Below are 21,112 nucleotides of genomic sequence, written 5' to 3'. Positions count from 1 at the left end.
AGTTGAAAATCATCTGAAAGACCGCGCTCAGCAGTCAATCTCCAGGCTGACGGGGCAATGGTCGGACCCCGTCACATCCGGATGGATGGCGGCATCCTTCACCCTGGAAGCCAGCGGATTGGAAACGCAGAAATAGTCAATGCGCCATCCGATATTCCGGGCGCGGGCGCCCGCGCGGTAGGACCACCAGCTGTACCAGCCCGGCTCCTCCGGATGCAGGGCGCGGAACGTATCCGTAAAACCGGCCTCAAGCAGCAGCGTGAACCCGGCGCGCTCCTGGTCGCTGAACCCGGCGGAAAAACGGTTCTCTTTGGGACGTGCAATGTCAATCTCCTCATGGGCCACGTTCAAGTCTCCGCAGAAAACGACCGGCTTGGTTTCCGCCAGTCCCGCCACATACTCGCGGAACGCGGCGTCCCACTGCTCCCGGTACGGAAGGCGCACCAGTTCATTCTGTGAATTGGGCGTATAGCAGTTGACCAGGTAAAACCCCTCGAATTCCATCGTGCAGACGCGCCCTTCCCGGTCATGCTCCGGCCAGCCGATTCCGACGGACGTGGAAAGAGGCCGCACCCGGCTGAGGATCAGCACGCCGGAATAGCCGGCCTTCTCCGCCGGATTCCAGAGCTGGTGCGGCCAGGAGGAAATCCACAGGTCTTTCACCTGTTCCGGACGCGCCTTGATCTCCTGAAGGCAGAGGACGTCCGGCTCCAGGGCATCCACGGCGTCCGCCATTCCCTTGCCCAGAACCGCCCGCAATCCGTTCACGTTCCATGAGACGAGTTTCATGCGCGCATACTTCCCGTTTTTCACGGGTCCGTCAAGCCCTCAAACACCGTTGTCCCGCCCCCTCCCGGAGGGCTCCGGAAAATTCTTCTTCCGGAATCATCCCCAGTCTTTTGCATGCCGCATAGAACAAGCGTTTTTTCTTGCCAGAACCTCCCCCTCGTGCTTACTTAAATAGGCAAACACCCCGAGAGGCACTCGAGAGTGGGTCTGTCGACCCGCTCTTTTTTGTCTATCCATCACACTCCTCCACACTCATGACAAACGATATTAAAGCTTTGATTGACTACTACGAGAGGGAAAAAGGGCTCTCCCGTGAAAAAATTCTCCTCGCTCTGGAGTCCGCCTTTCTCTCCGCCTACCGCAAAATGGTTCCCGGTTCCGGCAGCATCAACTACCTGAGGGCCGAAATCAACGTGGACAAGGGCAAGGTGCGTATTTTTGCGGACCTGGAAGTGGTGCCGGATGAAGAATATTCCGACAAATTCAACCAGATCCCCCTTTCCCTGGCCGTCAAGCTGGACAAAAACGCCGTGCTTCACGACCTGCTCCCCACCAACATCACGCCCAAGGGCTTCGGCCGCATCGCGGTGCAGACCGCCCGCCAGACCATGCTCCAGAAACTGCTGGATGCGGAAAAGGAAATGCTCTACGACGAATTCAAGGACCGCGCCGGAGATCTGGTAACGGGCACCATCCGCCGTTTTGAAAAGGGGGATATTTTTGTGGACCTCGGCAAATTCGAAGGCGTCATGACCTCCCGCGAACGCGTGCCGAATGAAGACTACAGCGTCGGCGACCGCATGCGCTTCTACGTGGTGGAAGTGCGCACGGAAGCACGCGGCCCGGAAGTCATCCTTTCCCGCAGCCATCCGAACCTGGTGCGCCGCCTCTTTGAATCGGAAGTGGTGGAAATAGGCGACCAGACCGTGGAAATCCACGGCATCGCCCGCGAAGCCGGCTACCGCACCAAAGTGGCCGTCATCAGCCATGACGACAAAGTAGATCCGGTAGGGGCATGCGTAGGCATGCGCGGCGCCCGCGTCAAAAACATCGTCCGGGAGCTCAACAATGAAAAAGTGGACATCCTGGAATGGACGGAAGACCCCGTCACCTTCGTCCGGGAAGCTCTCAGCCCCGTGGAACCGCGGGAAATCACCGTGGACGAGGAAGCCAGAAAAATCTTCGTTATCGTCCAGGACGACAAAGACCTCTCCAAGGCCATCGGCCGCAGGGGCCAGAATGCCCGCCTCACCTCCCGCCTGATGGGCTGGGATGTCCAGGTGCGCGTCTTTGATGTCCAGGAAGCGGAAAAACGCCAGAGCCAGGCTGCGGCCGAAGAAGTCATGCGCCAATGCCAGGCTGCGGCCAAAACCCTCAGCGAACAATTGGAAATCCCGGAAGAAACCGCCATGGGCCTGGTGACCATGGGCGGAACGGACCTGGTGGCCCTCACCGGATTTGAAGCTTCCGACATCGCGGAAAGCATGGGCATTCCCGCAGAGGAAGCCGCCCAAATTCTGGACAAGGCCCGGGACCTTATCTCCCAATAACCGTTGAGCGCGGCGCTCAACATCTAACAACCTTAAATCAAGATGCCTAATAAACAAGAAGAGAAAGAACCCAAAAAGGAAGTATTGGATCTGATCGGCGGATCTTCCAAAAAGAAACGCGCACCCCAGCCGGCCCCCGCACCGGCGCCCTCCCGCCCTGTTCCAGTCAAGAAAGAAGCTCTCGACTTGCTTTCCGGCAACAAGAAAAAAGCGTCGCGCGCCGCTGACGCCGCTCCGGCGCCCGCCGCTGCCCCGGCCGCCGCAGAACCCGCCGCGCCCGCACCCCAGGAAGAACCCTCCGCAGACGATAAAATCATCAACCTCAAGCCGCCCGTCTCCGTTTCCGAGCTGGCGGGCATGCTGAAAGCCAAGCCCTTCCAAATCATCAAGGATCTGATGGGCATGGGCATCTTCGCCAACCCGAACACGCCGCTGGATGCGGACGCCGTCAGTTCCATCTGCGACCTCCACGGCTACACATTCGCCCGTGAAAAACGGGAAAAGGGCGGCGGCGTGAAAGCCCAGCAGGAACCCGTCAAGGAACCGGAACCCGTGCCGGTGGTGGAAGAACCCAAAGCCACCCTCATCACGCGCACGCCCATCATCACCGTCATGGGCCATGTGGACCACGGCAAAACATCCCTGCTGGACTACATCCGCAAAACGCGCGTGGCCAAGGGGGAAGCCGGGGGCATTACCCAGCACATCGGCGCCTATACGGTTGACTACAACGGCAGCACGCTCACCTTCCTGGATACGCCGGGCCATGCCATCTTCACGGAAATGCGCGCCCGCGGCGCGGACGTCACGGACATCGTGGTTCTGGTGGTGGCCGCCAATGACGGCATCATGCCCCAGACGCGGGAAGCCATCGCCCACTCCAAGGCAGCCGGCAAAACCATCATCGTCGCCATCAACAAATGCGACCTTCCGGCCGCAGACCCCGTCAAGACCAAGAGCGGCCTGATGGAAGAAGGGCTGGTTCCCACGGACTTCGGAGGCGATGTGGAATGCGTGGAAGTCTCCGCCCTGACCGGGGCCGGCATTGACGACCTTCTCGGCCTTCTCGTCCTCCAGTCAGAAGTGCTGGAACTCCAGGCCAACCCCAAGGCCAACTGCCGCGCCTCCATCATTGAGGCCCGCGTGGAACCCGGCACGGGCAGCTCCGCCACGGCCATCGTGGAAAGCGGCACCATCCGCGTCGGAATGCCTTTCATCTGCGGCCCTTACGCCGGCAAGGTGCGCGCCCTGGTCAACGACCACGGCGAACGCGTCAAAAAGGTAGGGCCCGGCATGCCCGTGGAAATCACCGGCTTCTCTGAAACCCCGAACGTGGGGGACGAACTGGTGGAAATGGAAAACGAACGCGCCGCCAAAAAGCTTGGGGAAGAACGCCAGGAGGAACTGCGCAAGCAGCGCCTGGCCCAGCCCCGCAAGGCACGCATGGAAGAACTGCTCGCCATGATGGGGGACGGCACCCAGAAAGCCCAGCTCAAAATACTCCTGAAGGGGGATGTGCAGGGTTCCGTGGAAGCCATCAGGAAAGCTGTTCTGGACATCCAGTCGGACAAAGTGGAATGCGTCTTCCTGAACGCCTCCGCCGGCCCCATCTCGGAATCGGACGTTCTGCTGGCCTCCTCCTCGGACGCCGTCATCCTGGGCTTCAACGTCAAGGTGGAAGCCAACGCCGTCAAACTGCTCAAGCGGGAAGGCGTGCAGGTAAAACTGTATTCCATCGTTTACGAACTCATTGACCAGGTGCGGGATGCCATGCTGGGCCTTCTGGAACCGGAAACGCGCGAAACCATCATCGGCCACGCCAAAGTGCTCCAGGTCTTCAAGCTCAACAAGGGCCGTGCGGCAGGCTGCATGGTGGAGGACGGGAAAATCCTCCGCAGCTGCGAGGCGCGCGTCATCCGCGACAAGACGCCCGTCTTTGACGGTAAAATGTCCACCCTCCGCCGCTTCCAGGATGAAGTGGAAGAAGTCAAGGCAGGTCTGGAATGCGGCATCCGCCTCGGAGACTTCAACGAATACGAAACGGGCGACATCATCGAATGCTACACGCTGGAAAAAATCCAGCAAACGCTGTAACCCCCAACAAAAATCATCCAACAGGGACGGAGCTCCTTGCACGCTCCTCCGGGCGTCCGGGAAACCTCCGTCCCTGTCCTTTCCCTTATTCCTCCTTCTCCGATTGAACCAATCGGTCCCTTCATCACTCTATCCCTTCATATGAGCAGACGCACTGACAAGGTAAACGAACTCCTGCGCCGGGAAATAGGCACCACCATTCAGCGGGATTTTGAATTTCCCGGAACAATCGTCACCGTGATTGAAGTGGAAGTGACGGACGATCTGAAAGAGGGGAAAGTATGGGTGGGCGTCGTAGGGAAAATGGCTCCCTCCCAGGTGCTGGAAAAACTGAACTCCCGTCACGGCCTTATCCAGTCCGCCGTGGCCAGGCGCGTGGTGCTGCGCAATACGCCGCGCCTGACCTTCCGTCTGGACGACTCCGCCCAGCGCGGCGTTGACCTGGTCAACCTTCTGGAAGACATTGACAAGAACCTGCCCAAAGCCCCCCCTGCCGATGCGGAAAATGACGGGGAGTAATATTCTTCCCCTGGCTAAGGCACGGTGTCCCCGGCCGTACCGCGCTGGATGCGCCGGGACAGCGGAGGGCCGGAACACGCAGAATCACGCTTCCGGAAAAAATCCGTAACGGGAGGCAGCAGGGCCGGAAGGCCCCTGTTCCCGTAAGGAATCATCATCGGGAAACGGAAAGAGAAACCGGTGATTCCCTATCTCGTCACCTTTAATCTCAGGAACCGGCGCTCCGGAGAGCCTTTTCCCAGCGCAACCGTATCGCGGAATTCCCCGCAGGCCCCGTCCGGAGTGACGGCCCCTTCGTCAGCCCATTCCTCCAGGTCGGAAGAACTTTCCACATGGAACGTCACATCCGTCGCCTCCGGATTCACAGGCCAGGAAAGCACGAGGTATTTCCCGCCCGCTTCCTCGCGGACAGCCAGCTTCGTCACGCTCCCGCAGGGCTGGTTGGGATCCATGCCCGTAGCATATTTCATCAGATTGGAAATTCCGTCTCCGGCGGGACAGGCATCCGGGGCCATTTGCTCATCCGGCGTCCCATCCGCAAAATGGTCCTGCTTCCACTTGTCGTACCCTGCCGGGGCAGGAGCAGCTTCCTGGCGCAGCGTGAATGTCCTCTGCTCCCCGCCGCATACGACGGTGACAACGGCTTCCCGCTCCGTTTGCAGCCCGTTTGCTTCCACGGCAATATCCAGCACTGAGGTTCCGGAACCGGAAACGGGGGAAACCGTAACCCATGGCTGGTCGCAGGAAACTGTCCAGGGAAGATGCGTCTGCACGGTCAGCCCCGTACCGGAGGCGGCGCATCCTACCGTTTCCTCCGTCTTTTCCAGATTGAAGGGATTCACGTATTCATAGGAAAACGCGCTGGCGGGAATGGGTTCCCTGCCGCTGGTTTCCGGCCCCTCCCATTGCAGGGAAAGGGAGGAGGAAGCCGCCTTCCCCACATAGCCGATGCGGATGGGATGCAGCCCCGCGGTAAGCTTCACCGTCTGAACGGCATTGGGCTGCACATCGCCGGAAACGCCTTCCCGCGCGTTGGAGGCAGCCTGCGTTCCGGGAGTATAGGCATAATCCGCATCAATGAGCTGCATATCGTGCAAATGGACAAAAGCCCTGGAGCCTTCATTGGAATCCGTCTGAAGGTAAAATTGATATTCCCCGGTGACAGGCACCCTGAGATAGCCCGTCAATTCCACCCCCTTCTGACCGGAAAGCCCCGCCTTGACGCTGAGCACGTCGGAAACATCCGTCGCACCCGTAGAACAGGGCCCCTCCTCCAGCTGCCGGAAATCCGGCACCCAGTCAAAAGAGCGGTTCCACGCGCGCCAGCGCAGCCTTCCCTCCCGCAGGCCAGCGGGGGCGGAAACGGGCGCGATATAACTGGTGTCAAAACTGGTGGAGGCAATGGGGGAGGAACGGCGGGAGCGCAGCGCCTGCGCCTTCATCTTCTCCTGCAGGTCCGGACGGGATGCCGCCAGATTCGCCGCTTCCTGCGGGTCTTTTTCCGTATCGTAGATTTCAAAATCCGTAGCGGGGGCGGCATTCCCCATCCGAATCCCCTTGAAGCCGTCCACAAATATAATCTGCTGCTGCTGCCGCCCTCTCCCCCTGTGTTGCTGGAGGAAATCGCTGTAATTCGGAGTGCTCCCGCTATAGGCATATTCCGCATAAATAACGCCCGTTTTCTGGCGTTCCGGCACCCCTGCCAGCGTAGGCAGCAGGGAAACGCCGTCACAACGGGACGGCACGGGCACTCCGGCCACGTCCGCAAAAGTAGCCATCCAGTCCTGGAACTGGCTGGCATTCAAACTGATTCCGCTGGGAACCACACCGGGCCAGCGTACCACGGCCGGAACACGCATGCCGCCTTCCCAGCAATCGCGCTTAATGCCGTCCATCATCCCGTAGCTCATGAAATACGCGGGATCCTGCGCGCCGTTGCCGTAATTGCCGGAACCGGGTTCATTGTGGGGGCCGTTGTCGGACGTGAAGACAATCATCGTATTGTCATCAATGCCTAAATCCTTAAGCAGCTGGATCATGTCCTTCAGGACGTCATCCACCCGGCGAATCATCGTGGCGTGGCGGGATTCCGTTCTTCCAAAAACCTCATGTTCCGGGTAGATATAGGTATCCGGAGAAAAATCCCCCTCCACCCCCGACCATCCGTCCGCAGCGGTATTGCAGGCTTCATAGCCGTCTTTTTTCTCCCACTGGAGGCCGCCGTCCCTTCCCAGCCCCGCCGGATAGGCACAGGCGGGAGCGGACAGACAGCCGTGGGGAGCCGGGAAAGCCAGATACAGGAAGAAAGGCCGGGAAGGAGTTTTCTCATGGTGGTCCACAATCCACTGTTTGGCGCGGGCCCCGAACAAATCCGTATCATAGGCGGTGCCCGGAACTTTCGCGCTGACGCTCTCCCACGCCGGAGCCGCGGCCTGGTCATTATATTCGTAAATATCCTGGGAACCCGCCGTCAAATAATGGTAATGCCCCGCCAAATGCTTGATGATTCCGTAAAAATAATCAAACCCGCGCATGTGGGGAGCCGCGGTCAGAGCCTTGCCGCTCTGTCCGCCTCCGCCCACGCCCCATTTCCCGATGGCCGCCGTATGGTAACCCGCGCTTTTCAGCAGCGTTCCCAGCGTATGGGAATTCTCGATAGGGTAATCAAACGTATTGTTGCGCACCACCCGGGAATGCCCCTGGTGAACGCCCAGCAGCAGGGAAGCGCGGGCCGGAGCGCATACCGGAGCCGCACTGTAATGGCGCCTCAGTTGCATGCCCTCCGCCGCCATCGTGTCCAGGGTAGGCGTCTTGAATTCATTCCTGCGGGTCACCTGCCTGCCGTTTTTATCCTGCTGCGTCCAGTTGACGCTCATATCCCCCCAGCCCATGTCATCCACCAGGACAAAAATAATGTTGGGCCTGGCTCCGGAAACATGCGCCGGCATGTCCGGCTTTTCCGCTACATCCGTCTGCAGCGTCAGCCAGCCGGATGCGGCATCATAATTCCATGAAACCGCCCCTTCAGGCAGTTCCTTTACGGTGACGGGGGCGCCCATATCCGGCCGGAACTGCACGCCCAGCGTATGCCTGCCCGGCCATTCGGAAATCAAATCCTCAAAGGAGGAATCAAACAAAACCACATATTCCCTTGCCTGCTGGGCAGGGGTTTCCGGCCGGACGGCGGAGTTTTGCGGCACGCCGTCCAGCGTAGCCACATGGAGACGCCCCAGCGTCAGGGATGAACTGGGCAGGGAAATATCCCCATCCACAGTCAGGGTGCCTCCCGGCGCATAAGTAATCGTTCCTGAAAAGGCGCCGCTGCCGCCCAGTGCGCAGCTGCCCTGCACCACCAGGTCCACCTCCGGAATTTCTCCGTCAAAATGCATGGAGGAATTATTCAGCGTTATCGTCACATTGCTGCCTACGCTCCGGATTTCCCCCGCCTTGACATTCCTGTCCGTATAAGTGACCCGGGCATCATCCAGAAGCGTCTGCCGCAGCGTTCCCTTATCCCCGGTAATGCCGGAAGAGCCGGAAAGAATCACGTTGCCGTCCACACCCGCCTCCGTCAGGTCCAGCGTGGAATTTTCCAGCGCCAACTCCGTGTCCGCGCCAATGTTCCATTGTCCGGACGCCTTGGCCTCCGTTCCGGAAAAAGTCACGGACGCGTTTTCCCGCGTCACCAGGGCCCCCTGGTACAAAGACATGCCTTCCAGGCGGGCAGCGTCTTCCACCGTCACCGTATTGCCCATGCCCCGGTCCGCCAGATCCAGCGTCGGAATTCCCTTTCCGGCGTTCAGCACAAAACCGATGAGGCCGGAAATATTGTTCAGCAGCATCCCTTCCCCGATGCGCACGGCGCCTCCGCCCGTCACTGTCACGCGCCGCGGAACATCGCCTTCCGAAGTCAGGGAACACAATCCCCCGGACGGAGCGTCATCGTCATGCCCCACATACAGGCTGCGCCCTTCAGCCACATGCCACTCCTGGTCCGCGGCTACGCGCAGCTGGGCGACCCCGAAATCCGCAGAATAACCGCCTTCTCCGGCATTTTCCACGGTAATGCCGCCCTCCTCCACGCGCAAATATACATCCTTGTTCGTGTTTTTAATGAACAATGGGATTTTGCCTTCCGGCTGGCTGTTAAGCCCCTCAATCCTGACGCCCTTCAAATAGCGGCCCCCCGCGCCCAATCCGCCGACATCCGTCCTTCCCGCGGAATCCGTTCCATTGGTTACCATCCAATGTTCATAGGCGGAAGCGGCGGCCCCTGGCGCGGAAGAGGCGGCAATGCCTCCGACACTCCAGTTGGACAGGGAACCCCACTGGTAATCGACACCCCTCCAGACATATTCAACATCAGCAGACCTGGCTGGAGCAAGGAACAGAAGAAAAAAGAGGAGAACGGAAAAAAAACGGTGCGGGAACATGGCTGGCTGGCGAAACGATGACCCGGAGGACATCACGCCGAAGAACGGACTGCCTGGGGAATCATACCGGTTATTGATGTTAAATGTTAAAAATGCCGAATTTTGCCGGCAGAAAATGAACAAGCCGCCAGTTTTAAAGAAAAACGGACGGCTTGAACAAATGATACAGGGACACGAAACTCAGAGTCTGCGGCGGCGCATCATCAATGCGGCCAGCCCCAAAAGCCCCAGGGAGGCCGTGGCGGGTTCGGGAACCACTTCCCCATTAATCTGAATTCCAGTAAGACCGATAAAACAGCCGCTGCCGTAGGCCTCGTTTTTGGAAGCCGTAACAGTTAACGTCATGGATTCCCCGGCTTTCAACAACACATCGCCATATTCATAGCTTCCCGTATGAACGCCATCCCAGGATCCCGTGGATGTATTTGTACTGGTGGCGCCATTATAGGCCAGCGTCTGATTTTCCTGCCCGCTCATGCCAAGGGTGATATTGACAGGTTTGTTCAAATTGCCGTTGGCTCCCCCAACATAATTGTTATTGGCCACACCGCCCCCGGCATTCTGCGCGGCGCCCGACCCATTGAACCCTATCATGGAAAGATCAATGGAAGAAATCAGCATATCCTGGGAGCCGTCGTTGGTAAACGTGAAAGAAACGCTCCACGTATTATTCTGATTATTACCCACGTTGGAATTGGGGGAGAATACGGAGGCCGGAATAGAACCTGAAGCCAGCAGGTCACTGCCCGCAGAGCTCTTGCTGAAATTCTCGGAAGCAATCGAGGTGGAAGTGGAGAGTCCCGCATCGGAGACCGTACTCACAGTGACGGTATCCAGGGAAGTCCCGGTTCGGTTAAACGTAGTGGTACACAGCACCGCGGCCTGGGAAGCCGCCGCGCCAAGAGCCAGGGACGCAATGATTATCAATGTTTTCTTCATAACTGAGAAAGGTTGAATGGTGTCAACCTTTTCCGTTTAGCGGATTCCTAATCCGAAGTCAACACTAAACGATAAAAACGAGATGTTTATACAAATACATGAACAGAGGAGTCTTATAACCAGGAATTTTCCTGCGGGAGATTTGAAACTATCATAAAATTCACAAATCCAATTATTTATGCATAATAAAGAGACGTGGATTTATTTTTCGGATTAGGAATCCGTTCCATATCCCTCCCTTCACTAACGGCTTGCCAGAAGGCGGGAGAAAAGTTAGGTTCCGTGGACGGACAGCCTGTCCATGAGATGGCTGGCCCTTTTTCCAACATGAACGGTTACTGCTATTTCATTCTGGGGATATTGGTCCTGGCGGCCGGTTATTTCACTTACGGGCGGGTGCTGGAAAGGATTTTCCGTCCGGACGCCTCCCGGCAAACTCCCGCCGTGGCCTGTACGGACGGCGTGGATTATGTGGTCATGCCGCGCTGGCGCGTTTTTCTCATCCAGTTGCTGAACATTGCAGGGCTGGGCCCCATCTTCGGCGCCGTCATGGGCGTGCTGTACGGGCCGGCCGCGCTTCTGTGGATCGTTTTCGGCTGCATTCTGGGAGGAATGGCGCACGACTACTTCTCCGGCATGATTTCCCTGCGGCACAAGGGGGAAAACCTGCCGGAAATCCTGGGGCGCTACCTGGGCAGCCAGGCCCAGTGGGTCAGCCGCGCCGTCTGCATCGTATTCAGCGTGCTGGTGGGCGTCGTCTTCGCCGTGGGGCCCGCCGCCATCCTGTCCCCCATGACGGGCTGGAGCGTTTCGGCATGGATTTGGATTATCTTCGGCTACTACTTCCTGGCGACCATTCTTCCCATCCAGGCTATCATGGGAAAGGTCTATCCTCTTTTTTCCGTCGCCCTGATCATCATGGTCATGGGCATTCTGGGCGTGATGCTCCTGGCTCCCTTTGCGGATTCCATGCCGGCCTGGATGCACCTGCCCCGCATGGAAGTGCTTCCGGATCTGGACTTTTTCCATAACCGCCATCCGGCGGATTTCCCGCTTTTCCCCGTGATGTTCATCACCATCGCCTGCGGAGCCGTGAGCGGCTTCCATGCCACACAGTCCCCGCTGATGGCGCGGTGTCTGAAAACGGAGCGGGAAGGGCTGCCCGTCTTTGGAGGGGCGATGATTACGGAAGGCATCATCGCTTTCATATGGGCCGCCGCCGCGCTGACCTTCTACGGCTCTCCGGAAGCCCTGGGAGGAGCTACCGCCAACGGAAAGGCTCCGGCGCTGGCCATTCAAACGATTTCCGAATCCTGGATGGGGAGCGTCGGTTCCATCCTGGTCATGATCGGCGTGGTCATCCTCCCCATCAGCACGGGGGACGGCGCCCTGCGGGTCACGCGCCTGATGATTGCGGACAGTTTCAAGCTGAGCCAGGAACAGCTGAGCCGCCGCCTGATGATCGCCATCCCTCTCTTCGCCGCGGCCATTGCCGTCAGCAGCATGGACTACGCCGTCATCTGGCAGTACTTCGGCTGGGCCAACCAGCTGCTGGCCGCCGCCACGCTCTGGGCCGTTTCCATTTACCTGCGCAGCAAAAAACGCTGCTACTGGCCGGCGGCGGCCCCCGCCGCCTTCCTGAGCCTGGTAGTATTCCAATATCTGTTCTCCAGCCCGGAAATGTGCGGTTTCAGTGAAGAAGCCTCCCTGATTGCCAGCACCCTGCTGACCGCCGTCATCGGCGTGCTGTGCCTGTTCCGCGGCTCCGGCCTGGAAAAAGCGGAGGAACCCAGCCTGTAACTTCATGAATTCCAGCGTCCACACGCCAGGACACGCCCGCAAAGTTCCATGGGGAGCTTTCTGGCGGCTCGTGCTGATTCAGGCGCAGAACTCCTTTAATGAAAAAGGTGCTCAATTCCTGCTGATTCCCCTGGGCGTCTGGCTGTACGGCGCAGAGGGGGACCTGGAATATCCGCTGGGGGCCATCATCGTGCTGCCCTTCATCCTGTTCTCCCCATTCGTCGGCTGGCTTTCGGACCGTTTCTGCAAGGCGCGCATCATCCAATTCATGGCCCTGCTCCAGATATGCGTGCTGGCGGGCATGTACTGGAGCCTGCGCGTCCACAATCTGAACGGGGCCATCCTGTGGTTCTGCGTCTTTGCCGTGCAGGCCACCGTCTTCAGCCCGGCCAAAAAGGGAATCGTCAAGGACATCGTGGGGACCTCCCGCATGGGGTTCGCCAGCGGCATCGTGGAAATGGCTTCCATCCTCAGCCTGCTCATCGGGCAGATCGGCGTCTTCATCTGGTTCCGCTACCTGCTGGAGCCTTCCACGGATACCATCTGGCACCGCTGGCTGGGGGAGGGCTTCTTCCAGTGGTTTGACGCATGGCTGAAACCCTCCGGCATCAATGACGGATGGTATGCCGCCTCTTTCCCATGCCTGGTGTTTCTGCTCCTGGCCGTTCCGGTGGCGGCCTCCAGCTTCCGCCTGCCCCGGTACGCTCCCGGGGGGGGCCGCCCCTTTTCCTGGTCCCTGTTTTACGAACACTTCCACCAGCTGGACAAGCTGTGGAAAAACCGCAATCTGCGCGTCAGCGAGATGGGCATCGGCTATTTCTGGTTCTTCGGCGGCACGGTCATGCTGATGACCATCCAGATGGCCAAGGAAATCTCCGGTGGCGGGGATGACTTCAGCTCCGTGGGAGCCGTGCTGATGGCCTGGATGAGCGGGGGAACGGTGCTGGGGGGCATTCTCGCCTCCGTGATTTGCCGCCGCCACATCCGGATGAATGTTTCCGTGGCGGGAGGCGTGCTGATGGCGGCTAGCTGCGCGGCCCTGGCCGCAGTCTCCATGGCTTCCCCGGTCTTTAATGCCCTGCTGATGGCGGCGGGCATTTCCGCCGCCCTGTTCCTGGTGCCTCTGAATGCCTTTTTCCAGGACCGGGCGGACAATGACAAACGCGGGGACATGATTGCCGCCGGCAACCTGGTGGACTGCGCGCTCGGGTTGCTGGCCGTCGGGTTCCAATACGCCATGATGCTGGTCATCCCCCCCTCCTGGCAATTCGTCGTCATGGGAATCCTCAGCCTCTTCATGGCGTGGGCGGTCTTCCGTTTTTCCCGCGCGGCTTCCGGCTCAAGGTAGTCCTGGGCCGGCAACCGGGCGCCCATCCTTAAAAATCCCTTCTTCAGAGAAAAACCTTCCCGCATTGGCGCGCCCCGCGCCATTCTCCCGTCAGGGCGCGCGATTTACTTGCAACCCTGCTTTTATTCGGGCAACATAGGGGGGAAAACAAGAAGCCATGAAAAAATATCTCACCCTTCTGTTGTGTTCCCTGTGCGCCCTGGCGTGCTTCAGCGCCTCCGCGGAATCCACAGCCGGCCTCAAGGACGTCAATGTCGTCATCTCCACTACCAAAGGGGATATTGAACTGGCCCTTTACCCCTCCAAGGCGCCCGTCACCGTAGCCAACTTCCTGAACCTCGCCAGCAGAGGGTACTACAAGGGCATCACCTTCCACCGCGTGATTCCGAATTTCATGATCCAGGGCGGCGATCCCACCGGCACGGGCATGGGAGGCCCCGGCTACAGTTTTGAAGACGAGTTTTCCCCGGACCTCAGGCATGACGGCCCCGGCGTGCTTTCCATGGCGAACGCGGGCCCCGGCACCAACGGTTCCCAATTTTTCATCACCCATGTGGCCACGCCCCATCTGGACGGCCGCCATACGGTCTTCGGGAAGGTGCTGAAAGGGCAGGACGTCGTCAACTCCATTGTCCGGGGGGACAAAATCAAGGACATCCGCATTCTGGACAAGAACGCCGCAGCTGCCGTGCTGAAAGCGGAAGCCGCCCGCGTAACCCGGTGGAACAAGGCCCTGGACGCCGCCAGATAACCAGGAAGCTGCCAGCGGCATGAACGATCTCCGGTGCGCCGCCGCCCATTCCCGGTTTTCCGCAGGAAGCGGAGGCCAGGCGGGAAGACGCGGACGAACGGAGAAAAACGACGATAAACATCCATCCAACAACCATTCATTTTTATGAAGACACTCATTAAAAACGCACGCATCATCTCCCCCGGCATCGATATGCCCGGGGCTGCCGTGGAAATGGAAGGCAAAACCATTACCGCCGTCTATCCCGCCGGGAGCGAACTTCCCGCCGCAGACAAGGTCGTGGATGCGGAAGGCCGCATGCTCCTTCCCGGCTTCATTGACATCCACAGCCACGGCGCCGGCGGCTGCGACACCTGCGACGCCAAGCTGGAAAGCCTCCGCACCATTGCGGAATGCAAAATGAAGGAAGGCGTCACTTCCTGGCTGCCGACCACCCTCACCCTGTCCCCCAAGGTGCTGGAAGACGTATGCGCCTCCGTGGCGGAATACATGAAGAACCAGGAATTCGCCAAGACTCCCGGCGTCCACCTGGAAGGGCCGTTCATCAACCCCAAATGCTGCGGCGCGCAGAATCCCGCCTTTGTCCGCCAGCCGGATTACGATGAAGTAGCCAACCTGAACTCCATCGCCAAGGTGCTGCTGGTCTCCCTGGCGCCGGAAATGCCCGGAGCCATTGAATTCATTGAGAAAGCCACGGCCAACGGCATCCGCTGCTCCGCCGGGCACAGCGCCGCCACCCATGAGGACTTCAACAGGGCGAAGTCTGCGGGGCTGGCGCACCTGACCCACTACTGCAACCAGATGTCCCCCCTGCACCACCGTGAAATCGGCCTGGTGGGGTCCGGCCTGCTGGACAGGGAAATCAAGATTGAAATCATCTGCGACACCATCCACCTCTGCGCGGACATGCTCAAAACCGTGTTCAAGAACAAGGATTCTGACCAGATGCTGATGATTACGGACTCCCTGGCCTGCTCCTGGATGCCGGACGGCCCCGGAGACCTGGGCGGCCTGCCCATCATCGTGAAAGACGGCGTGGCCCGTCTGCAGGAATCCGGCGCCCTGGCCGGCAGCACCCTCAAATACGCCCACGGCCTGAAAAACGTGCACCGCCTGACAGGGAAACCCCTCAGCGACCTGGTGAAAGCCACCTCCTGGAACCAGGCGCAGTCCCTGGGCCTGGAAGGCCTGGGCAAAATCGCCCCCGGCTTCACGGCGGACATGGTTCTGCTGGACGATGACTTCAATACCTGCAAGGTATTCATCGACGGCGTGGAAAAATACAGCGCGTAACCGCGTTTCCGCGCGCCGGAAGGAGACGTCCCGCCCCTTCCGGCGCGCCTTCCTCCCTTTTACCATATTTCAACATTCACCTCCATGGCTATTACCATTGAAATGCCCCGCCTGTCCGACTCCATGCACGAAGGCACCGTCCTGAGATGGCTCAAAAAAACAGGGGACTTCGTAAAAGTCGGCGACCATCTGGCCGACATTGAGACGGATAAGGCCCATGTGGAGCTCCAGGCCTGCGAGGACGGCACCCTAACGGAAATTCTGGTGCCGGAGGGAGGTTCCGCCGCGGCGGGAGCGCCCATTGCGCTGCTTCAGCCGGAATTCGGCGCAGCCGCCTGCGGCGGCCCCCCGCGCCCGTCCGCAACATGCAGCCCGCTGGCCGCCAGGCTGGCGGCGGAAGCCGGCCTGAACCCCGCCACGCTGCGCGGCACCGGCCCCCGGGGCAAAATCATGGCCGCGGATGTACGGGCCGCCCTGCGCCCCGCGGACGGCCCCGCCCGCCGGGTGCAGACCCCGCTGGCGCCCCGGGACACGCGCCACGCCACGCGCGTAGACAACTTTTACCTGTATTCCCTGGAGGCGAACATGGCTTACCTGGCCGCCATCAGCACGCCCATCGCCGTCCAGTGCGAAAAACTCATCGGCGGCCGCTACAGCCTCTTTGACTACGTGGTGCGCGCGGCGGTGAAAGCATGCGCCAGCGAGCCGGAATGGCTGGCCGGAGACGCCGCCGCAGAACTGCTCATGGTGCTGGACAAGGGGGAAAAATACGTCTTCATTGAAAACGCCTCCGGCAAGACGATTTACAACATCGCCATGGAACGCCTGGCCGCCCCCGCGGCAGGCCCTCTCCCCGCGGGCAGCGTCGCGCCCAACATCCTTCTTTGCGACAGCGGCGTGAACGTGGCAGCCCAGCGCGCCGTGCTGCCGGAAATGCCCCACAGCATCATCAGCATAGGAGGCACCACGCCGAAAACGGGCATTGAAGCGGGGCGCCCCGTGTCCAAACTCATCCTGCCCGTCACCCTGTACGTGAACGCCGGAATTCTGCCGGAATGCAAGGCTTCCAACATTGCCGCCGAATTCAAAACCCTGCTGGAAAACCCGGTTCTTCTCCTCCTGTAGGGGTACCGGAACATGCTGCTCTTTTCCTTGAACGTTCCTCTTCCTCCCCCTGTCTTACCAACCATGAAAAAAGTCGCCATACTTGCCGCCCCCGGATTTGAAGAAATCGAACTCATGGCTCCGCTGGACATCCTGCGGCGCCTGAACATGGACGTAGTGCTTGCCGGCGTCCAGTCCGACAAGGTGGTCAGCACCCATGAAGTAACCGTCAGCACGGACACCATGCTGGATAAACTCCATGCTGACAAGCTGGACGCCCTGATCCTGCCCGGCGGCGCGGGCTCCTGGGTACTCCGCGACACGCCGGAAGTCATCCATCTGGTCAAAAAAATGCATGAAGCGGGCAAGCTGGTGGCCGCCATCTGCGCCGCCCCCATCGTGCTGGCCAAAGCGGGCCTGGTCAGGGACAGGAACGTCACGGCCTACCCGGCCCAGGACGTTTACCGGGAACTCAACGAAGCCGGCGCCCATATTGTGAAAGATGAAAATGTGGTGCTGGACGGCAACATGCTCACCGCCAACGGCCCCGGCGCCGCCATGCTCTTCGGCTACTCCATCGGGGAATATCTGGGGGAAGACCTCCAGGTGGCCCAGCTCAAAGAGCAGATGTGCTACACGGGCCTGTAGGATGCCGGCAGGCATTCCGCCTTTCCGCAGCCCCATGCGGCGCCGGAACAGCAGGGAAAGGGGGGAGAAAATTTCCCCTTTTCACTTCATCAGGTGCCTTTTCAGGGTATAGTAAGCCCCCCGGCGCCCCTTGCGGGACGACATCAGGCGGGAATGCAGGGCAGAGAAAAAATTGCTCCGCAGGGGGCAATCCAGCAGAAGGCGGCAAAAAGCCCGGTCCCACCGGTCCAGACGGGGAAGGACGTTCTCCGCGCCCACCAGCTCCAGCCACTTTTTCCAGCCGGAAAGCAGAACTTCCCGGTCTTCCGGAGACGCTTTGAAAAAAGCTCCCTCTTTCATGATGAAATGCCTGCGCATCAACTCCATGCAGTAGTCCACCAGACCGAAGGCGGCGGGAGAATCAAGGAGCCCCCGCTCCCCCCAGAAACGCGCCAGAGATTCCATGCCCATCAAATCCATGCGGAAATCCCCCAGGCGGGGATCCCGCCCGCAGGAGGCGGAACCGGGGCGTTCCCTCCGGTAATGGTACAAACGGTCGGGAAGGATCAGGAGCCGCGGAGCAACAGTCAACAGCATCAGACAGAAATACAAATCCTCCCCCTGGCGCAATCCGGGAACGAAACGCACACCGTTTTCTTCCAGCAGCTCCCTGCGGATCAGCTTATTCCACACCGTTCCCGCGCACCGGCTCCAGGGCGTCCCCCGCCGGAACCGCTCCGCTTTTTCTTCCGGGAAAAACCCGGCTGACGGCGACCAGCCGCTTTCAGGCATATCCATGCCTCCGCGGTCGCAGAACTCATGGTATCCGCACACCGCTACGTCCGCATCTTTTTCCACGGCCGCATCAAACAGGCGCCGGAACATATTCCGCTCCACCACGTCGTCCGGGTCCACAAAGCCGATATACTTTCCCGCAGCCGCTTCCATGCCGCTGTTCCTCGCCGCGGAAACACCGCTGTTTTTCCGGTCAATTACCCGGACGCGGCCGTCCCTGTCCCGCCATTCGCGCAATATCTCCGCCGTACGGTCGGAAGAACCGTCATTGACGCAAATGATTTCGATATCTTCCATGCTCTGGCCGGCCAGGCTTTCCATACACTGGTCCAAATAAGCGGCAACATTATAACAGGGAACAATGATGGAAACGGATACGCTCATGGCGGAAGCATCCTTTTTTATCCGGATTGAAAATTCACATCAAGAAAAAACAGCAACGCCATCTGTTGAAAAACGGAACACCCGGAAGAGGGAAACTATTTCCGAAAAGAAATGCAAAGGCTGCCTCCCGAAGGAAGTTCCCGGGAATAACGGAAACGGAGGGCTGTGGTACGGCTGCAATACGGCGGAAAATTCAAACCGTCAGGAATACTCCGGCATCATGCGCCAAGGAGTTTTTTTGATATTGCTTTTCAGTATGAATTTATTAAGTATTCAGCCCTCGTCACACAACGTATTCTTTTTTACCCGGCGGGGGAAAAACCGCCCGGAACGGTAACAAGGGCCATTCATCATCCGCGTCAGGCGATATTCATTATATTTCCTGCAATTTTTCACCATGAAACCAATGACACATACGCAGACAGTCATGCTCCGATTGCTGACCATGTGTATTCCGTTTCGGAACCTGCGTAAAAAATGGCGCACTTTCCTGCGCGATTTTCTGTCCGACTATGACCGGGACGCCCGCCGAAGCATGCGCGCATGGCGCAGGCATCCAGTGGCCGGCCGTACCATCCTTATTCTGGAACCCAACTATTGCCACGGGGAAGTCATCCCCGGTTTCTGCCGCCACCTGCTCGACATGGGATACCGCGTTGATGTCCTGATGCATCACAGCCTGGCCAGGCAATCCCCCCTGTGTTGTTTCAAGGAAGGCGATATCCATATTTTCACGGCCATGTGCACTTCATGGAAGCGCCTGGCCAAAGCGCGCGTCCTCACCCGGTACGAAGCCATCCTGGTATCAACATCCGCCTTTTATGACATTCCGGGTTGGGCAAGTTTCCTTCACATGACGGGGCTTGACAAATTCGCCAATCTTCTGGCCGTCGAACATGAATTAAAGGACATCCCCCGGTTCGGGGAAGAAGAACTTGACCGCCAGGGACGGCTGCTGACGCTGGGCTCCTTTCCCAGGGGCATGATGGTTAATCCGCACTTTTTCGGGGAAATCCCGCCTGCGCCCCGGAACCGCGAACCCGTGTTCATCACCGTAGGGTCCCTCTCCGCACAGCGGAAAAACCACGAACTCCTGGTTGAGGCGCTGGAAACCGTCTGCAATGAAGGGTACAGGAACTTTTCCGTCATCATCGTGGGGGAAGGAGAGCTGGGAAAAATCCCCGGCCATCTGCGCCCCTTCCTGCATGTGGCCGGAAAGCTCGACTTCCCCGCCATGTACGAGGCCATGAGGCGGGCGGACTATTTCCTGCCCCTGCTTGATCCCGGCAATCCGGCGCATAACCGCTACATTACCACCGGCGTCACCGGTTCCGCCCAGCTTGTTTACGGATTCGCGAAAATCCCGGTCATCCATGAGAAATTCGCTTCCTTCTACGGCTTCAACGACAGGAACGCACTCCTTTACAGGGAAGAAACGCTTGGCGGCGCCATGCTCCGCGCCATCAGGCAAACGGAAGAGGAATACGCAGGAATGCAGCAGGCGCTTCTCCAACTGGGCAGGGATATTGACGGGGAATCCCGTTCCAATCTGGAGCGGGCCCTTGCCGCATGCTCCCCCTCCGAACCTCAACAGGCCCGCTCATGACCCGAACCCGCCCGCCACAGCCCCAGGTTTCCGTCATCGTTCCCGTTTACAATCAGGAACAATATCTTGAAGAGTGCATCAGCAGCATCCGCCGGCAAACCCTTGCGGAGTGGGAATGCATCATCGTCAACGACGGGTCCTCCGACTCGTCAGGGGAAATCGCCCGGCGCTTTTCAGAGGAGGACTCAAGAATCCTCTGCCTCGAACAGGAAAACAGGGGCGTTTCCTCCGCCCGCAATCTGGGCATGCGGCACGCTTCCGGGCGCTATTTGTGTTTTGTTGACGGTGACGATTTCATCGACGCGGCCTTTCTCAAACATCTTCTGGACGCCTCGGACCGCGGAGCAAGCGATTTGACCGTAGCGGGAAAGCTGTTCTGCGACAGGTTTCCGCTGGACAAAATCCCCGCCCTCCCCACCTGCGGCATATTTCTGCGCCGGGAGTTCCCCTTGAAAAACAATCTGGAATTCCCGGAAGGCATTCACCCCTGTGAGGACGGCCTCTTCTCGCATTTCGTGCTCGCGCTGACAGAAAAAATTTCCTTCTGTCCGGAGGCCGTTTACCATTACCGCCAGCATGAACAGGGCAACCACCACCAGATACGGAAAAGAACCGCCGACATCCTGCCCATGATCCCCCGGTGGCTTTCCCTGATTGAAGAGTTTTATGAACAACGCCATCTCTGGAAAAGAAAAGCCGGCCATCTCGTCCGCTTTATTGAGCATGAACCATTTGAACTGAGGCTGCTTGGCATGCCTTTCTCCCCGCCGGAGCAGGAAATACTTTACAGCATCATCCGGGACTTCCTGAACGCCCATTGCACGGCCGCCGAGTGCCGGAGGGCCTCCCTGCATCTTCCTTTCCGCCTGTTGTTGCAATCCTCCGGCTTTTCAGACTTCGGAAGAAGGCTCCGGAGGGCCGGCAAAAACACCGGAATCCGCCGGAAGCTCCTCCATTTCTGCCCTGTCCCCTCATGGAGGAGGAATGGCAGGGCACAGCTGCGGCAAGTACGCGAACAGCTGGAGGAAATACGCAGGAATATCACGTTTTAACCCCTTCCCCTGCTTGAACATGGCAAAA

General features: G+C 59.2%; 15 protein-coding genes. 11 read left to right on the top strand and 4 right to left on the bottom strand.

Annotated elements, in window-relative coordinates; genetic code table 11:
• Positions 1–27: 27 nt before the first annotated feature.
• The gene (locus AMUC_RS05155; protein ID WP_012420005.1) at positions 28–789 is read right to left on the bottom strand and encodes an exodeoxyribonuclease III; all 762 of its coding nucleotides are present in this window, start codon (positions 787–789) and stop codon (positions 28–30) included.
• Positions 790–1,043: 254 nt separating this feature from the next.
• On the opposite strand from AMUC_RS05155, the gene nusA reads away from it, so the two are divergent.
• The 3 genes from nusA to rbfA all read left to right on the top strand — a co-directional run bounded on the left by nusA (position 1,044) and on the right by rbfA (position 4,952).
• A complete protein-coding gene (gene nusA, locus AMUC_RS05150) occupies positions 1,044–2,339 on the top strand; it encodes a transcription termination factor NusA (protein WP_012420004.1) in 1,296 nt (431 codons plus the stop codon).
• Between the two features lie 42 nt (positions 2,340–2,381).
• Complete coding sequence (infB, locus tag AMUC_RS05145) at positions 2,382–4,433, top strand: translation initiation factor IF-2 (protein WP_012420003.1); 2,052 nt, start codon at positions 2,382–2,384, stop codon at positions 4,431–4,433.
• A 141-nt stretch (positions 4,434–4,574) separates the two neighbouring features.
• Positions 4,575–4,952, top strand: coding sequence for a 30S ribosome-binding factor RbfA (rbfA, locus tag AMUC_RS05140; protein ID WP_012420002.1), 378 nt, complete (start codon positions 4,575–4,577; stop codon positions 4,950–4,952).
• 188 nt (positions 4,953–5,140) lie between these two features.
• On the opposite strand, the gene AMUC_RS11945 is transcribed toward rbfA, so the two are convergent.
• Positions 5,141–9,385, bottom strand: coding sequence for a sulfatase-like hydrolase/transferase (locus AMUC_RS11945; protein WP_012420000.1), 4,245 nt, complete (start codon positions 9,383–9,385; stop codon positions 5,141–5,143).
• Positions 9,386–9,565: 180 nt separating this feature from the next.
• Positions 9,566–10,324, bottom strand: coding sequence for a PEP-CTERM sorting domain-containing protein (locus tag AMUC_RS05130; protein WP_012419999.1), 759 nt, complete (start codon positions 10,322–10,324; stop codon positions 9,566–9,568).
• Positions 10,325–10,630: 306 nt separating this feature from the next.
• Here AMUC_RS05130 and AMUC_RS05125 point away from each other — a divergent pair, with 306 nt between their 5' ends.
• The 6 genes from AMUC_RS05125 (at position 10,631) to AMUC_RS05100 (ending at position 17,268) form a co-directional block, all read left to right on the top strand.
• On the top strand, positions 10,631–12,124 hold the full coding sequence (locus AMUC_RS05125; RefSeq protein ID WP_123038912.1) for a carbon starvation CstA family protein: 1,494 nt from the start codon (positions 10,631–10,633) through the stop codon (positions 12,122–12,124).
• Positions 12,125–12,128: 4 nt separating this feature from the next.
• The gene (locus AMUC_RS05120; RefSeq protein WP_012419997.1) at positions 12,129–13,472 is read left to right on the top strand and encodes an MFS transporter; all 1,344 of its coding nucleotides are present in this window, start codon (positions 12,129–12,131) and stop codon (positions 13,470–13,472) included.
• A 157-nt stretch (positions 13,473–13,629) separates the two neighbouring features.
• Complete coding sequence (locus AMUC_RS05115) at positions 13,630–14,223, top strand: peptidylprolyl isomerase (RefSeq protein WP_012419996.1); 594 nt, start codon at positions 13,630–13,632, stop codon at positions 14,221–14,223.
• A 144-nt stretch (positions 14,224–14,367) separates the two neighbouring features.
• Positions 14,368–15,516, top strand: coding sequence for an N-acetylglucosamine-6-phosphate deacetylase (gene nagA, locus AMUC_RS05110; protein WP_012419995.1), 1,149 nt, complete (start codon positions 14,368–14,370; stop codon positions 15,514–15,516).
• Between the two features lie 84 nt (positions 15,517–15,600).
• A complete protein-coding gene (locus AMUC_RS11940) occupies positions 15,601–16,641 on the top strand; it encodes a biotin/lipoyl-containing protein (protein ID WP_012419994.1) in 1,041 nt (346 codons plus the stop codon).
• Positions 16,642–16,704: 63 nt separating this feature from the next.
• Complete coding sequence (locus AMUC_RS05100; RefSeq protein ID WP_012419993.1) at positions 16,705–17,268, top strand: DJ-1 family glyoxalase III; 564 nt, start codon at positions 16,705–16,707, stop codon at positions 17,266–17,268.
• A gap of 81 nt (positions 17,269–17,349) precedes the next feature.
• Here the strand turns inward: AMUC_RS05100 and AMUC_RS11935 are convergent, their stop codons facing one another.
• A complete protein-coding gene (locus tag AMUC_RS11935; RefSeq protein ID WP_012419992.1) occupies positions 17,350–18,426 on the bottom strand; it encodes a glycosyltransferase in 1,077 nt (358 codons plus the stop codon).
• Between the two features lie 397 nt (positions 18,427–18,823).
• Between AMUC_RS11935 and AMUC_RS05085 the strand changes: the two genes are divergently transcribed.
• Both AMUC_RS05085 and AMUC_RS05080 read left to right on the top strand, forming a co-directional pair.
• Positions 18,824–20,032, top strand: coding sequence for a glycosyltransferase (locus tag AMUC_RS05085; RefSeq protein WP_143245869.1), 1,209 nt, complete (start codon positions 18,824–18,826; stop codon positions 20,030–20,032).
• A complete protein-coding gene (locus AMUC_RS05080) occupies positions 20,029–21,084 on the top strand; it encodes a glycosyltransferase family 2 protein (protein ID WP_012419990.1) in 1,056 nt (351 codons plus the stop codon). Before AMUC_RS05085 ends, AMUC_RS05080 begins: the two co-directional genes overlap by 4 nt.
• The last annotated feature ends 28 nt before the right edge of the window (positions 21,085–21,112 follow it).

This window comes from Akkermansia muciniphila ATCC BAA-835 (assembly GCF_000020225.1).
GTDB lineage: Bacteria > Verrucomicrobiota > Verrucomicrobiia > Verrucomicrobiales > Akkermansiaceae > Akkermansia > Akkermansia muciniphila.
Note: the sequence above shows the minus strand (reverse complement) of the source record. Positions and strands in the feature narration are given on the sequence as shown.

Coding starts and splice junctions, on each gene's coding strand:
- AMUC_RS05155 (WP_012420005.1), bottom strand. CDS start 789: ATGAAACTCGTCTCATGGAACGTGAACGGATTGCGGGCGGTTCTGGGC.
- nusA (WP_012420004.1), top strand. CDS start 1,044: ATGACAAACGATATTAAAGCTTTGATTGACTACTACGAGAGGGAAAAA.
- infB (WP_012420003.1), top strand. CDS start 2,382: ATGCCTAATAAACAAGAAGAGAAAGAACCCAAAAAGGAAGTATTGGAT.
- rbfA (WP_012420002.1), top strand. CDS start 4,575: ATGAGCAGACGCACTGACAAGGTAAACGAACTCCTGCGCCGGGAAATA.
- AMUC_RS11945 (WP_012420000.1), bottom strand. CDS start 9,385: ATGTTCCCGCACCGTTTTTTTTCCGTTCTCCTCTTTTTTCTTCTGTTC.
- AMUC_RS05130 (WP_012419999.1), bottom strand. CDS start 10,324: ATGAAGAAAACATTGATAATCATTGCGTCCCTGGCTCTTGGCGCGGCG.
- AMUC_RS05125 (WP_123038912.1), top strand. CDS start 10,631: ATGGCTGGCCCTTTTTCCAACATGAACGGTTACTGCTATTTCATTCTG.
- AMUC_RS05120 (WP_012419997.1), top strand. CDS start 12,129: ATGAATTCCAGCGTCCACACGCCAGGACACGCCCGCAAAGTTCCATGG.
- AMUC_RS05115 (WP_012419996.1), top strand. CDS start 13,630: ATGAAAAAATATCTCACCCTTCTGTTGTGTTCCCTGTGCGCCCTGGCG.
- nagA (WP_012419995.1), top strand. CDS start 14,368: ATGAAGACACTCATTAAAAACGCACGCATCATCTCCCCCGGCATCGAT.
- AMUC_RS11940 (WP_012419994.1), top strand. CDS start 15,601: ATGGCTATTACCATTGAAATGCCCCGCCTGTCCGACTCCATGCACGAA.
- AMUC_RS05100 (WP_012419993.1), top strand. CDS start 16,705: ATGAAAAAAGTCGCCATACTTGCCGCCCCCGGATTTGAAGAAATCGAA.
- AMUC_RS11935 (WP_012419992.1), bottom strand. CDS start 18,426: ATGAGCGTATCCGTTTCCATCATTGTTCCCTGTTATAATGTTGCCGCT.
- AMUC_RS05085 (WP_143245869.1), top strand. CDS start 18,824: ATGAAACCAATGACACATACGCAGACAGTCATGCTCCGATTGCTGACC.
- AMUC_RS05080 (WP_012419990.1), top strand. CDS start 20,029: ATGACCCGAACCCGCCCGCCACAGCCCCAGGTTTCCGTCATCGTTCCC.